The organism is Flavobacterium sp. 83, from assembly GCF_000744835.1.
Taxonomy (GTDB): domain Bacteria; phylum Bacteroidota; class Bacteroidia; order Flavobacteriales; family Flavobacteriaceae; genus Flavobacterium.
This window is the reverse complement of sequence record NZ_JQMS01000001.1, coordinates 1366157-1380008: the sequence shown is the minus strand read 5'-3', so window position 1 is coordinate 1380008 and position 13852 is coordinate 1366157. Positions and strand designations below refer to the sequence as shown.

Here is a 13852-nt window from a genome sequence, read left to right as displayed (position 1 = left end):
TAATAAGTTAGATTTTGACTTTGATTAAAAAATCAAAACGATAAGTTTCACTTAAAATTAGCGTGGTGAATTTTCCGTTTTGTTCTTGATGGCTTAGCGTAATTTCATTGTGATTGAAAAATTTCACGGCCTTCATCGCAATGATTTCTTTTTTATTCACCCTGCAAAAATCAGTTTCAGGAAGCTGACTTAAAAGGGAATCGAAATTAATGTTTTTTAAAATCAGAGAACTGCCGTCAGTAAGAAATACTTCTTTATCTCTACTGTCAGTCACTGCAGTTTTTACATAATGAATCTGATGGAAATACAATAATGCTTTCCCTTTATCCGTATTTAAATGGATGAATTTTTTAGTAATCTCAGGTTTATTAAATCGTTCCAAAGCCTTTGTGACTGCTTTTTGCAAACGCTCTTTTGTAACCGGTTTTGTGATGTAATCAACGGCATCAATATCAAATGCTTCGGCAGCGTAGTTTTTATAGGCAGTGGTAAAAATGACTAATTTATTTTGTAATAAACCCGCCAGACTCAAGCCATCAATTCCTGGCATTTCGATATCTGAAATACATAAATCAAAATCGAGTTTTGGAATTTCAGCCAGTAATCTTTCAGGATTGTCGAATGCTTTTACGATTTCTAATTCTGGAATTTGCTCACAAAGCATCTTCAGGTACGTCAATCCAGGTAATTCATCGTCCAGCAGTAAGCATTTGAGTTTTGTATTCAAGAAGATTGATTTTTAAGTGCGCAATATAAATGTCATTTTCTACAAATTTATCCAGTTTAAACTGATTTTTGTATATAATTTTCAATCGTTGTTCCAATGCGGTGGCTCCAATACCGCTTCGTTCTTTTTTCAATATCTTTTTATCTGAAATTTTATTCGAAACCGTCAAATAGAAACAATTGTCTTTAAATTCAAACAACACCGAAATAAAAGCATCCGCACTTTGCAAATCAGCATGTTTAAAAGCATTTTCAATTAAATCTATCGAAATTAAAGGTGCTAAAAGTCGCTGTTCATAAAGCATTTCACCTTCGTTAATTTTGGTTTTTACCTTCAATTCAAAAAGTGGACTGACTTTAATTTTATTGATTTCTATCAGATTCAGTGCAAACTCGATTTCTTCTTTTGGTGAAACAAATTTTTTCTGGCTTTCGTATAAAATGTAATCCAGCACATTCGCTAATTTATCTAACGCAAAATAGGTTTGGTATGCATGTGACTGAATGGAATTGAGAATATTTTTAAAAAGATGGGGATTAAGCTTTGATTCTAATGTTTCCAACTGTAAATTATTTACTTTCATTTCCAGTAAATGAAACTTTTCCTCTACGCTTTCTTTGGCTCTTCCAGATTGGATTAATCGATAAATAACATAGCAAAGGGCAATTATCAGGATTAAAATAATAGCCAGAAACATATAAATCACACCATTATTTTCTTGAATTTGATTCATATTTTATGTTTAAAATACTTTAGAAAGTAAAAATCATTTTCGCATTTCATTTAATGACTCGACACAAATTTTAGTCCAATAATCGAAGCTATTAAAGTAGTGATAAAGAAAACCCTCCAAAAATCAGCTGGTTCTTTAAAAACAAAAATTCCCACTAAAACGGTTCCTACAGCACCTATACCAGTCCAAACCGCATAAGCAGTTCCTATAGGTAATGTTTGTGTGGCTTTATAAAGTAATAGCATACTGATAGTCAAACAAAGTAAAAACCCACCCAGCCATAGTGTAGCGGCAACACCTGAACTCTCTTTGGCTTTGCCTAAACAAGTGGCAAAACCCACTTCAAAAAGGCCTCCGATAATCAATAAAATCCAGTTCATTATTAATGTTTCAATATCAATACCGATGGAACACCACTCAACCAAACACTTCTGGAATCCACCAATGTTTTCCAACTTTCGAGACTAATTAGCATTAAATCCTGTTTAGCTAAAAATTCCTTTTTCACAATTCTATCCGTGATTATACCTATGTTGTTTGGGTATTTTTGTTCCAATGAATTTATCGCACTCTTAATTACAAAATTAGAATCAATATGACCATTTACATCCAAAATCATTATTTTGGAATTGTTATTATAAATTAATTTTTGAACATATTCAATCAAAAATGAATCTTCTTGACAAAAAATAGGAAGAAAAATTTCATTTACATTTTGCAAATCTTTGTCAATCAAAATCCCAATCGGCATCTTGGTTTTAGAAATAATTTGTCTAGTTCTTTCATCAAAAGGAGAATTTTCAAACAATCCTTCTTTTCCGGTAAACTTATCAATCAGTCGGTCCGGATTGATTATTCTCGTGGTGAAACCAATTACTTTTCCGAGAATGGTTCCTTCAAAAATTGATTTCCCTAAACCAATAAGCAGTAAGTCGAAATCTCCTTGATTTGCAATATCAGCAATGTCGGTTTCAATATCGATTGTTGCTTTAAAAATAGTGGTAATTTCTTGTTTTAGTATTCTAGATTCTTCAACAATTGGAATAAAACTATTTTTCTCTTTGTCTTCCATATTAAATTGATGCATTTCATCACTCAATGACAAATGCATAACCGTAACTGATGCTGTTTCTTTTGTTTTCTTGATTAAACTGTTGGCCAATCGTAAAAGGGATTTCCCTTTTTCGTTATTACCAAAGGAGATTAAAATTCGGAATTTATTATTTGACACTTCCTCATTGTCAATATTGTCTTTCGTCTTAAAAATGTAATTAATTAAATCCAAAGCTGGGCCAGTCATAAAAGTAGTCACTAACGCCATGATAACCATCATTGTAAAAACTTCGGGAGTCAATACTTTAAGTTCTAATCCAATGTTCAACACAATTAATTCCATTAAACCTCTAGTATTCATCAAGGCACCAATAGTTAAACTATCGCGCCAACTCTGACCTACAAATTTAGCAGCTAAAGCACTCCCTAAAAACTTCCCGACAACCGCAACCAGAATAATAAATCCCGTTACTTTCCATAAGTAAGGATCATTGATAAGTCCAATCTCCGTTTTTAAACCAGTAAAAACGAAAAATAAAGGCAATAAAAGTATCAAGGCAACATCTTCTACTTTCTCAATAAATATAGATCTGAATTTTGGAACATCAGGCATGATAGCCCCTGCCATAAAAGCACCAAAAAGCGCATGAATACCAATCACTTCAGTAGCATAAGAAGAAAGTATAAGAACAAGAAAAAAGATGGCAACAACCGGTTTTATAATACTATCCTTACTTCCATATAAATCACCTATTCTTTTCAAAAAAGGCTTTACAATAAAAATCATCAATAGAACATAAATTATAGCTAGTGAAATGATGTATAACGAACTGACAAAAGTTCCAGCTTTTACAATTGCAATTACAACTGCCAGTATACACCAAGCAGTAATATCATCAGCTGCGGCACAGGTAATGACAATAGCACCTAATTTAGTTTTATGAATTCCTCTTTCCTGAACGATTCTTGCCAAAACTGGAAAAGCAGTTATACTCATGGCTATTCCCATAAACAAACTAAAAGAAAGAAATTTGACTCCTTCTGGAGCAAATCTATTGTAAACAAAGTAAGCCAATCCAATGCCTAGCGTAAAAGGAATTACAATACTGGCGTGACTAATCACTACGGCTTCATTGGCTTTATTTTTTAATACTTTCAAATCGAGTTCCATGCCTATAACGAACATGAACAGTATCAACCCTATTTGACTTAAAAACTTTAAATTCCCTAACGATTCCACTGGAAACAATGCCGCTGAAAATTCAGGAAAATACATCCCTAATAAGGATGGACCTAAAACAATACCGGCAATAATCTCCCCTATTACTGAGGGTTGTCCAATTTTTTTAAAAACCCAACCAAAAAATCGGGCTACAAGTATTATCGTTATAATTTGGGCTAAAAGTATCGCTAAAGGATCTTGAAAGCTATGTTGCATGGAAGCTATAAAATCATTCCAAGAACCATTTTCAATTGTAGCAAGGGTAACTTTTTTGCTTACTTCTAAATGCTTTCCTTTTTTAATAATCCAGTACATTAAAGCGGTGAAACCACCAGTTACACCGAAATAAAATATTGCATTTTTATAATTTTTCATATTTATTTTTGAATAGACTTACTCATCTCTAAAAAAAGCAAAGATGAGAAAACCAAATATATAATTTATATCTCATAAATTATCTTAATGTAAAATAAAAACTAAGAACCATCCTAGCGCCAATACAAAAAGTTTGCTTTAAACTTCATGATTTGTAACGGTTTTCATTACATTTGCATGCATTTTTAAAACAGCTATGAAAAAGAAAATAACAGTAGGATTTTGGGAATTAATCGCCCGAATTGTGCTTAAAAATAGAATCGTAATACTAGGAGTTATTCTTGCCCTAACCGTTTTTTTGGCATTTCAATGGAAAAATCTTGGTATGACCTATACCGAAGCCAATCTACTTCCTAAAAAACACATTGTAAATCGACAATATGAAGATTTCTTAAATAAATTCGGTGAAGAAGGCAATTTGATTGTTATAGGTTTCAAAGACAATACTTTTTTCACACCAAAAGCTTTTGCTGCCTGGAATGAATTAATGACTGGTTTAAAAAACTCCAAAGAAGTAGAGCTGGTTGTTTCATTGAACGATTTAAAAAAATTAGAAAAAAACGAAGCAGAAGAAAAATTTGAATTGGTACCACTTATCGACCAAACTCAAACAGTAAATCCAGGATACTTACAGAAAATAAAGAACGAACTCTTCAATAATTTGCCTTTTTACGAAGGATTATTGTTTAATAAAAAATCAGGAAGTATTCGATCAGCGATTTATTTAAACAAGAAAATTGTAAATACTGCAGGAAGAAAAACTTTTATTATTGAGAATCTGGTTCCAAAAATTGAAAAATTTGAAAAAACTACCGGAATCGACCTTCGCGTTTCAGGAATGCCTTACATCCGAACCATAAATGCCGAAAATATGAAAGGGGAAATTGGCCTTTTCATTGGTGCGGCTTTGTTAATTACTTCATTAATATTCTTTTTATTCTTCCGTTCCTTTCGAGCGACATTTATATCCATTTGTATTTTGCTTTTTGGAGTAATGTGGTCTTTTGGAACATTGGGGTTATTCCATTACAAAATCACAATTTTAACGGCTATTATTCCGCCACTAATTATTGTCATTGGAATTACAAACTGTATTTTCCTGATTAACAAATACCAGCAGGAAATAAAACTGCATAATAATCAAGCGAAAGCCTTGCAACGTGTCATTTCAAAAATTGGGGTTTCAACCCTAATGACGAATTTAACAACAGCTGCCGGTTTTGCAACGTTTATGATTACGGGTAACGACTTACTTTTTGAGTTTGGATTAGTGACTTCTATCAACGTAATCTCCGTATATCTATTGACACTGGTTGTTGTACCAATTATTTATAGTTTTATGCCTTTGCCAAAGGAAAAACACTTGTATCACCTGAGTAAAACATACATTTCGACCTTGTTGGATTGGGTGGAGAATATTGTAAAATACAAACGAAAAACGATTTATATCATCTACGCTTTATTGCTTATATTCAGTGTAATTGGGGTTTCACAGATGAAAGTTTCGGGAAGTTTAATTGGCGAAATGCCAAAAAGTGCTTCTTTCTTTAAAGACATTGTTTTTTTCGAAAAGGAATTCAACGGCGTTATGCCTCTGGAAATCATGATTAACACCAAACGCAAAAAAGGAGTTATGAAATTATCCACAATGAAAAAAATGGACGAATTGCAAGAAACCATTGCTACAATTCCAGAATTATCGAAACCTATTTCTATTGTAAATTTGGTTAAATATTCCAAACAAGCGTATTACAACGGTAATCCGGAATATTACGAATTACCAACATCACAAGAACAGGCCTTCATTCTTTCGTATGCCAAAAATGCTACTAAAAACACCAAAGAAAACTTGATGAAAAGTTATGTAGATTCTACTGGACAATATGCCAGAATCACTACTTTCATGAAAGACATAGGGACCGTAGAAATGGCAAGAGTAGAAAATCAACTGCGACAAAAAATTGACAAAGTTTTTCCTAAAGACCGTTACGAAGTGACCCTTACCGGAAAAGCGTTGGTATTTCAAAAAGGAACTTCCTACTTAATTGACAACCTTATTGAATCCTTGATTTTCGCTATTTTTCTTATTGCATTATTAATGGCCTATTTATTTAGATCAGGTAAAATGGTAATGGCATCCGTAATTACTAATGTTTTGCCGCTTTGCATCACCTCAGGATTAATGGGTTATTTTGGGATTCCGCTGAAGCCATCAACGATTTTGGTTTTCAGTATTGCTTTTGGAATTTCGGTGGATAATGCGATTCAGTTTATGGCAAAATACCGCCTTGACTTACAGCAAAACAAAGGGAAAGTAAAAAAATCAGTATTCAGTTCACTGAGAGAAACAGGAATTAGTACATTTTACACTTCGGTGGTATTGATTCTAGGATTTGCAACTTTCACTCTTTCCAGCTTTAGCGGTACGATTGCGCTTGGCGGTTTGATTTCTTGTACATTACTGTTTGCCATGTTTGCAAACTTATTGGTTTTACCTGCACTAGTATTGACTTTTGAAAAGAAAAAAGCTAAAAAAGAAGAACTTATTGAAGAACTTAATTAAGTTTTTTAGGAGCTAGTTCATGCTATTCGTTTCAATCTTTTTTCTCGTTCTAAAAAACGAGAAAAAAGGATTTTCACTGCAAACATAGTTCACTAAACTCCTATAAAAATTATAGCTAAGTGAAGTAATTGGGGGCTAGGTAATTGCAGTAAACTAAAAACATCTTTATTCAAAACTTCACTTGCTAACTTATCATTCCTCCTCGGTCAAACACGAGGGTAACATCCGGACTGGCGAAGCAATGACAATAGAAACGAAAAATTTCTAACTATTCCCATTCGTTTAGCCCCGATAGAAGCGGCATCCTTTGTGTTTTTTCTTTAAAAACACAACGATACAGCGAATAGCGGGAAATAGCTCCTGATTACCCTATTTGTCGCAATGACTTTTAAAACAAATCCTTTATATTTGCAGTTCGGATACACGATGTTTTTTAATATCAATTATATACTTAAAATGAGACATACAAAAGTTAAAGACTTACTAAACAGCGCCATGACGCTTCATGAAGTAAATGCAAAAGGATGGGTGAGAACTTTTAGAAACAATCAATTTATTGCCTTAAACGATGGTTCAACCATTGATAATATACAATGTGTTGTCGATTTTGAGAATACTCCTGATGAGACTTTAAGGAGAATTACGACTGGAGCAGCAATATCTGTAACGGGAACTTTGGTAGAAAGTAAAGGTGCCGGACAGAAATTTGAAATTCAAGTGGCAAAACTAGAAATTCTTGGAGATTCAGATGCAGAGAAATTCCCGATACAGCCAAAAAACAAACCAAGCTTGGATTTCTTGCGTGAAAATGCGCATTTAAGAGTGCGTACGAATATATTTGGAGCCATAATGAGAGTACGTTCGGTATTGTCGTATGCGGTTCACAGTTATTTTCAAGAGAAAGGTTTTGTGTATGTGAATACGCCAATCATTACAGGTTCGGATGCTGAAGGTGCCGGTGAAATGTTTAAAGTTACCGCTTTGCCATTTGACGGAACACCAAGAAATGAAGACGGAAAAGTGAATTACAAGGAAGATTTCTTCGGAAAAGAAACGAACCTAACGGTTTCGGGGCAACTGGAAGGAGAAACTTTCGCCATGGCTTTGGGTCAAATTTATACTTTTGGACCAACTTTTAGAGCCGAAAACTCGAATACTTCGCGTCACCTTGCGGAATTTTGGATGATTGAGCCGGAAGTGGCTTTCAATGATTTGAATGACAACATGGATTTGGCTGAAGATTTCATTCAATATGTAATCAAATATGCTATGGACAAATGTCCGGAGGATTTGAAATTCCTTGAAGGAAGATTATTGGACGAAGAGAAATCTAAACCAGCGGCAGACAGAAGCGAAATGCCTCTTTTAGAAAAATTAAACTTTGTTTTGGAAAACAATTTCAAACGTGTTTCGTATACGGAAGCCATTGACATTTTAAGAGATTGTACACCAAATAAAAAGAAAAAATTCAACTATATTCTCAACGAATGGGGTGCTGATTTACAGTCAGAGCACGAACGTTATTTGGTAGAAAAACACTTTAAATGTCCTGTAATCTTGTTTGATTACCCGGCAAATATCAAAGCATTTTATATGCGTTTGAACGAAGACGGAAAAACAGTTCGCGCCATGGATATCCTTTTCCCTGGAATTGGAGAAATCGTAGGAGGTTCTCAAAGAGAAGAACGTTTTGATGTTTTGGTTGAAAAAATGAAAGCCTTAGGAATTAATGAAGAAGAATTGTGGTGGTACCTTGATACCCGACGATTCGGTTCAGCAGTTCACTCAGGTTTTGGTCTTGGATTCGAAAGATTGGTATTATTTGTAACAGGAATGACCAACATACGTGATGTAATTCCTTTTCCAAGAACACCATTGAATGCGGAATTTTAAAAATTTGTTTCCCGTTTAAAGTGTCAAGTTCAACAACCTGAAACTTTAAACCTTAAACAAAAACAACAAAATATAAAATGCTAAAGCAATTCTTAAATTTAAAATTATCACAGAAATTATCTCCTCAACAAATACAGTTGATGAAGTTAATTCAATTGCCAACGCAAGCTTTTGAACAACGTTTATTGGAAGAAATGAACGAAAATCCAGCGCTGGAAACTGGAAAAGAAGAAGAGGATTACGAAAAAGACGAGTTCGAAAATGAAGATTATGACGATTATGATGATTCGGAATCAGACAGAATTGAAGCCGAAGACATTAACATCGACGAATATTTAAGTAACGACGAAACACCCGATTACAAAACTCAAGCCAACAATTACAGTGACGATGACGATGATCGCGAAACTCCTTTTGCGGCTCCAGTAAGTTTTCATCAGGATTTAATCAATCAGTTGAATACGTTCATTCTGAATGATGAAGAGCGTGAAATTGCCGAATTTCTAGTAGGAAGTATTGACGATATGGGCTACATTCGTCGCAGTGTACCTGATATGGTAGACGATATGGCATTTACTCAAGGTATTTATACTGATGAGAAAATGGTAGAAAAAATGTTGCAGGTCATTCATGAACTGGAACCTTCAGGCGTGGGAGCACGAGATTTGCAGGAATGTTTGTTGTTGCAATTGAAACACAAAACACCAACGGAATCAGTTGAATTAGCCACTGATATTATCGAAAATCAGTTTGATGCATTTACCAAAAAACATTACGATAAATTAATTCAAAAATACAACGTTTCGAATGAGCAGCTTAAAAAAGCCATTCACGAAATAGAAAAACTGAATCCAAAACCAGGAGGATCTTTCACCGGAAATAACAAAGTAACTGAAAATGTAGTTCCTGATTTTGCTATACGAATTGTGGACGGCGAGCTGGAACTGACCTTAAACGGACGAAATGCTCCTTCCCTGCACGTTTCCAAAGATTATCAGGAAATGATGCAAACCTATAAGGATTCCCGTGATAAATCAGCGCAGCAAAAAGATGCCGTGCAGTTCATCAAGCAAAAACTCGATTCGGCTAAATGGTTTATCGATGCGATACGCCAACGCCAAGAAACGCTTTTTGTCACCATGAATGCTATTATGCATTATCAGGAAGAATATTTCCTCGACGGTGATGAAACTAAGCTAAAACCGATGATTCTAAAAGACATTGCGGATATGGTAGGTCTTGACATTTCGACTGTTTCCCGTGTAGCCAACAGCAAATACGTAGAAACGCCTTATGGCACTAAATTGATAAAAGAATTCTTCTCGGAAGCGATGACTAACGACCAAGGTGAGGAAGTTTCCACCCTTGAAATCAAGAAAATCCTAAAAGATGTTATTGATGAAGAGGACAAACTCAAACCGCTTCCAGACGATCAATTAGCCGAAATCCTTAAAGAAAAAGGCTATCCAATTGCGAGAAGAACGATTGCAAAATACAGAGAACAACTGGATATTCCAGTGGCGAGAATGAGAAAGAAGATGTAAACGGAAAATTAAAAATACTAAAAAGGGGAAGTTTGTTTGAAACAAATTTCCCCTTTTTTAAATTATATTTCCAAATATCTATTTATCCTGATCTTTGCGCATTGCGTGATAATACGCAGCACGACTCAATGGCTCGTACTCTTCCGTTTCCCCCAGCATGACTAGTTTGTCATTATCTGTTTTACGGAAACTGTAATTCGCCAGATTTCCGGTGCGAGTGCATACAGCATGAACTTTAGTAACATATTCGGCAGTAGCCATTAATGCGGGCATCGGGCCAAAAGGATTTCCCTTAAAATCCATATCCAATCCGGCAACAATTACACGGATTCCCTGGTTTGCCAAATCATTACAAATTTTGACAATTTCATCATCAAAAAACTGAGCTTCGTCAATTCCCACCACATCACAACCTTGCGCCAAAATAGCAATATTTGCAGCAGCGGGAACGGGCGTGGAACGAATTTCGTTAGCATCATGCGAAACTACCATATCGTCATGATAGCGTGTATCTATTTCCGGTTTGAAAATTTCAACTTTTTGTTTGGCAAATTGCGCTCTTTTCAAACGACGAATGAGTTCCTCGGTTTTACCCGAAAACATAGAGCCACAAATGACTTCAATCCAACCAAATTGTTCTTTATGATTTACTGTATTTTCGAGAAACATTTTGTATTTTTCTGACTTAAAAAATGAATAGTTTTTATTACTTTGTAACGGATAAAACCGACTTAAAAATTTTATACTTTTACGTCGTTTCAAAAGTATAACATTTTTATTAAAGGTTACTTCTTCCTAAGGCTAAATAAAACTCAGGAAGGAATTTATTGAAAAAGACCCGCCTAACACACTATAATTTCTAAGTTATGAAAAAAAAATTGGAAGCCGATTTAATCAGCATTGCACACAGAATATTACAACTAAAAAATAAATCTGATATCAATCAATTATATTTGGAAACTCAGAAACTGTATGAAAAACTTTCTGTCTTGCGATTTGTAGACGAGCATTTTAGTGACGCAAAACCAACTATTGGAATTACCGAAATAGAGAAAAAAATTACGGAAGTTTTTGAACAACAAGAAACTACTAAACCTGAAACGAAAGTAGCTATTGAAGACATTACAACAGAAAAAACTGGATTATTTCAACCAACTGCGACTATTGTTCCAGAAGAAATAATTTCTGAGGAAACCGAGGAAAATCCGTTAGAGGAAAAAGAAGAAACAGTTACCGAGAAAGAACCTGAAATTGAAGAAGAGATAGTTGCGGACGCTGAAATTAAAGAAGAAATATCTGCGCCAGAAACCGCTCCATTCGTACCAGCTTTCGAATTATCAGAAGAAGAAGTTGAAGAAGTTGAAGAAGAAAAAGTAGCTGAAATTGAAACACCAAAGAAAATGGAAGCAGTCCAAATTTCTTTTGAAGATTTATTAGGTGGTAATTACAGCGATACTCAGTTTGTAAAAGTACATCCGCTTGAAAATATTCCTACCGCCATTGCCATTGATTTTGAAGAAAAACAACTGGACACCATTGAAGAAGTAAAAGCGGAACCGGTAGAACCAAAAATAGCTTCCCTAAACGAAAAATTAGCCAAAAATATCAATATCGATTTGAATGATCGCATTGCCTTTACAAAACACCTTTTTGGCAACAGCAGCGAGGATTACAACCGTGTTTTAAATCAATTAATCACGTTTGACACTTTCTACGAAACTAGAGACTTTATTCAGGAAATGGTGAAACCAGATTACAATAACTGGGAAGGCAAACAAGATTACGAGGAACGTTTTATGGATATTATCGAGAAAAAATTCTTGTAATTCCATTTGAATTGTTCTAAGTTCCTTTAAAAAACAACAAAATAATAAAAAACGGAATGGATTTTAAGTTTTAAAATTCATTCCGTTTTACTTCTTATCTCGAAAATTCGGGATGCGTTTAATTTTTTAATTTATGTCAAAATTATATATCGTTCCCACGCCTATCGGCAATCTCGAAGACATGACTTTCCGAGCAATTCGGATTCTTAAAGAAGTCGATTTGATTCTAGCCGAAGACACGCGAACCAGCGGGAAATTGTTGAAGCATTTTGAAATTGGCACACACATGTACAGCCATCACATGCACAATGAACACAAAACTATCGAAAATTTAATTTCTAGATTAAAAGCTGGAGAAAATATCGCCTTAATTTCGGATGCGGGAACGCCGGCCATTTCTGATCCAGGCTTTTTATTAACCCGCGCTTGTGTCGAAAATGGAGTTGAAGTAGAATGTTTGCCTGGTGCAACGGCATTTGTCCCTGCATTAGTAAACAGCGGTTTACCCAATGACAAGTTTGTTTTTGAAGGATTCTTGCCTGATAAAAAAGGGAAACAAACCCGTTATTTAGCTTTAGCCGAAGAAACCCGTACAATGATTTTATATGTTTCACCGCACAAATTAGTGAAGACTTTAGCCGAATTCATTACTTATTTTGGCGAAGACCGTCAAATATCAGTTTCTAGGGAACTATCCAAACTGCACGAAGAAAATATTCGAGGAACAGTACGAGAAGTTTTAACTCATTTTGAAAAAACAGCTCCTAGAGGAGAAATTGTTGTGGTTGTGGGCGGAAAACCAATAACAAAAGAACCTAAAAAATCTAAATTCTCAGCTGAAGAATAATCATGAAAAAGGAAAAAGTTATTGTAATCGGTGCGGGACTTTGCGGACTTTACACCGCTTTTTTACTTCAAAAAAAAGGAATAGAAGTTCTAATATTGGAGGCTAATACCAGAATTGGAGGTCGCATAAAAACCATAACGGGCATAACAGGTGTCACGATGGAAATGGGTGCGACTTGGTTTGGAAACCAACATCAACATCTTTTGGAAGTACTCCACACTTTAAAATTACCCTATTTTAGACAACATACAAAAGGTATTTCATTATTTGAAACGATGTCTTTTGTACCGCCACAAAAATTTAAAATCTCAGATTCCGAAGAACCTTCTTTTCGCATTGAGGGCGGAACAGCAACACTAATTGAGAAATTAGCATCTGAGATTGACATGCAGCATATTAAAACACAAACCATAATAACGGGAATAAAAGAGGAAAACAACCAATTAATCGTAACTGATTCAAGTGGTAATAGTTATTCAGCTGATAAAGTGATTAGTACTATTCCGCCTAATTTACTGGTAAACTCGGTGATTTTCGAACCTAAATTACCCGAAAATTTCACACAACTAGCCAAGAAAACCCATACTTGGATGGGCGAATCCATAAAATTCGCTGTGGAATATAAAACTCCATTTTGGAAAAAGAATAACTACTCTGGAACGTTATTCAGCCAAGCCAGTATCATTCAGGAAATGTACGACCACAGCACCGCCGACAATTCCGGTTTTGCGCTGAAAGGATTCCTAAATGGTGGAACCGCAGTTCTTTCCTTGGAGGAACGTAAAGAGAAAGTGATTGCACAATTAACGACTTTCTTTGGGTCAGAAGCTACCGATTATGTATGCTATTATGAAAACGTTTGGAGGGAAGAACCTTTAGCATTTCATCCGTACGAGCAACTCGTATTACCGCACCAAAATAACGGACATTTACTCTTTAAAACCCCATTATTAACAGATAAACTATATATTTCCGGGGCCGAAACCGCTACTCAAAACCCTGGTTACATGGATGGCGCTATTTTTGCCGCGAAAACAATCGCTTCACAATTTTAAACAATTAAAATCAA

At 34.9% G+C, this 13852-nt stretch carries 11 protein-coding genes; 6 read left to right on the top strand and 5 right to left on the bottom strand.

Going from position 1 to position 13852, the window contains the following annotated elements; genetic code table 11:
- Nucleotides 1-7 precede the first annotated feature (7 nt).
- The 4 genes from T410_RS06025 to T410_RS06010 are packed head-to-tail and all read right to left on the bottom strand — an operon-like array spanning nt 8 to nt 4110.
- Complete coding sequence (locus T410_RS06025; RefSeq protein ID WP_035669488.1) at nt 8-727, bottom strand: LytTR family DNA-binding domain-containing protein; 720 nt, start codon at nt 725-727, stop codon at nt 8-10.
- Complete coding sequence (locus T410_RS06020) at nt 690-1460, bottom strand: sensor histidine kinase (RefSeq protein WP_051929364.1); 771 nt, start codon at nt 1458-1460, stop codon at nt 690-692. The genes T410_RS06025 and T410_RS06020 overlap by 38 nt, the downstream gene beginning before the upstream one ends.
- Before the next feature lie 50 nt (nt 1461-1510).
- Nucleotides 1511-1840 carry a multidrug efflux SMR transporter gene (locus T410_RS06015; protein WP_035669485.1) on the bottom strand — a complete coding sequence of 110 codons (330 nt, stop codon included), beginning with the start codon at nt 1838-1840 and terminating at the stop codon, nt 1511-1513.
- A 2-nt stretch (nt 1841-1842) separates the two neighbouring features.
- Nucleotides 1843-4110 carry a cation:proton antiporter gene (locus tag T410_RS06010; RefSeq protein ID WP_035669482.1) on the bottom strand — a complete coding sequence of 756 codons (2268 nt, stop codon included), beginning with the start codon at nt 4108-4110 and terminating at the stop codon, nt 1843-1845.
- Between the two features lie 196 nt (nt 4111-4306).
- Here T410_RS06010 and T410_RS06005 point away from each other — a divergent pair, with 196 nt between their 5' ends.
- From T410_RS06005 to rpoN, 3 genes are all read left to right on the top strand, one after another.
- A complete protein-coding gene (locus T410_RS06005; protein ID WP_035669480.1) occupies nt 4307-6673 on the top strand; it encodes an RND family transporter in 2367 nt (788 codons plus the stop codon).
- A gap of 456 nt (nt 6674-7129) precedes the next feature.
- Entirely contained in the window at nt 7130-8566 is a 1437-nt protein-coding gene (asnS, locus tag T410_RS06000; protein WP_035674168.1) for an asparagine--tRNA ligase, read from the top strand.
- 77 nt (nt 8567-8643) lie between these two features.
- Entirely contained in the window at nt 8644-10110 is a 1467-nt protein-coding gene (rpoN, locus tag T410_RS05995; protein WP_035669477.1) for an RNA polymerase factor sigma-54, read from the top strand.
- Nucleotides 10111-10188: 78 nt separating this feature from the next.
- Here rpoN and T410_RS05990 read toward each other — a convergent pair whose 3' ends face one another.
- Nucleotides 10189-10779 (bottom strand): thymidine kinase, encoded by a 591-nt coding sequence (locus T410_RS05990; RefSeq protein ID WP_035669475.1) that lies wholly within the window; start codon nt 10777-10779, stop codon nt 10189-10191.
- A 197-nt stretch (nt 10780-10976) separates the two neighbouring features.
- On the opposite strand from T410_RS05990, the gene T410_RS05985 reads away from it, so the two are divergent.
- The 3 genes from T410_RS05985 to T410_RS05975 all read left to right on the top strand — a co-directional run bounded on the left by T410_RS05985 (nt 10977) and on the right by T410_RS05975 (nt 13838).
- Nucleotides 10977-11936 carry a hypothetical protein gene (locus tag T410_RS05985; RefSeq protein WP_035669474.1) on the top strand — a complete coding sequence of 320 codons (960 nt, stop codon included), beginning with the start codon at nt 10977-10979 and terminating at the stop codon, nt 11934-11936.
- Between the two features lie 133 nt (nt 11937-12069).
- Nucleotides 12070-12783, top strand: a complete 714-nt coding sequence (gene rsmI, locus T410_RS05980) for a 16S rRNA (cytidine(1402)-2'-O)-methyltransferase (protein WP_035669472.1) — start codon at nt 12070-12072, stop codon at nt 12781-12783.
- 2 nt (nt 12784-12785) lie between these two features.
- Nucleotides 12786-13838, top strand: coding sequence for an NAD(P)/FAD-dependent oxidoreductase (locus T410_RS05975; protein ID WP_035669469.1), 1053 nt, complete (start codon nt 12786-12788; stop codon nt 13836-13838).
- The last annotated feature ends 14 nt before the right edge of the window (nt 13839-13852 follow it).

Bases quoted from the DNA above. Each gene is read 5' to 3' on its own strand.
- T410_RS06020 (WP_051929364.1), bottom strand. From the start codon at position 1,460: ATGAATCAAATTCAAGAAAATAATGGTGTGATTTATATGTTTCTGGCT.
- T410_RS06015 (WP_035669485.1), bottom strand. From the start codon at position 1,840: ATGAACTGGATTTTATTGATTATCGGAGGCCTTTTTGAAGTGGGTTTT.
- T410_RS06010 (WP_035669482.1), bottom strand. From the start codon at position 4,110: ATGAAAAATTATAAAAATGCAATATTTTATTTCGGTGTAACTGGTGGT.
- T410_RS06005 (WP_035669480.1), top strand. From the start codon at position 4,307: ATGAAAAAGAAAATAACAGTAGGATTTTGGGAATTAATCGCCCGAATT.
- asnS (WP_035674168.1), top strand. From the start codon at position 7,130: ATGAGACATACAAAAGTTAAAGACTTACTAAACAGCGCCATGACGCTT.
- rpoN (WP_035669477.1), top strand. From the start codon at position 8,644: ATGCTAAAGCAATTCTTAAATTTAAAATTATCACAGAAATTATCTCCT.
- T410_RS05990 (WP_035669475.1), bottom strand. From the start codon at position 10,779: ATGTTTCTCGAAAATACAGTAAATCATAAAGAACAATTTGGTTGGATT.
- T410_RS05985 (WP_035669474.1), top strand. From the start codon at position 10,977: ATGAAAAAAAAATTGGAAGCCGATTTAATCAGCATTGCACACAGAATA.
- rsmI (WP_035669472.1), top strand. From the start codon at position 12,070: ATGTCAAAATTATATATCGTTCCCACGCCTATCGGCAATCTCGAAGAC.
- T410_RS05975 (WP_035669469.1), top strand. From the start codon at position 12,786: ATGAAAAAGGAAAAAGTTATTGTAATCGGTGCGGGACTTTGCGGACTT.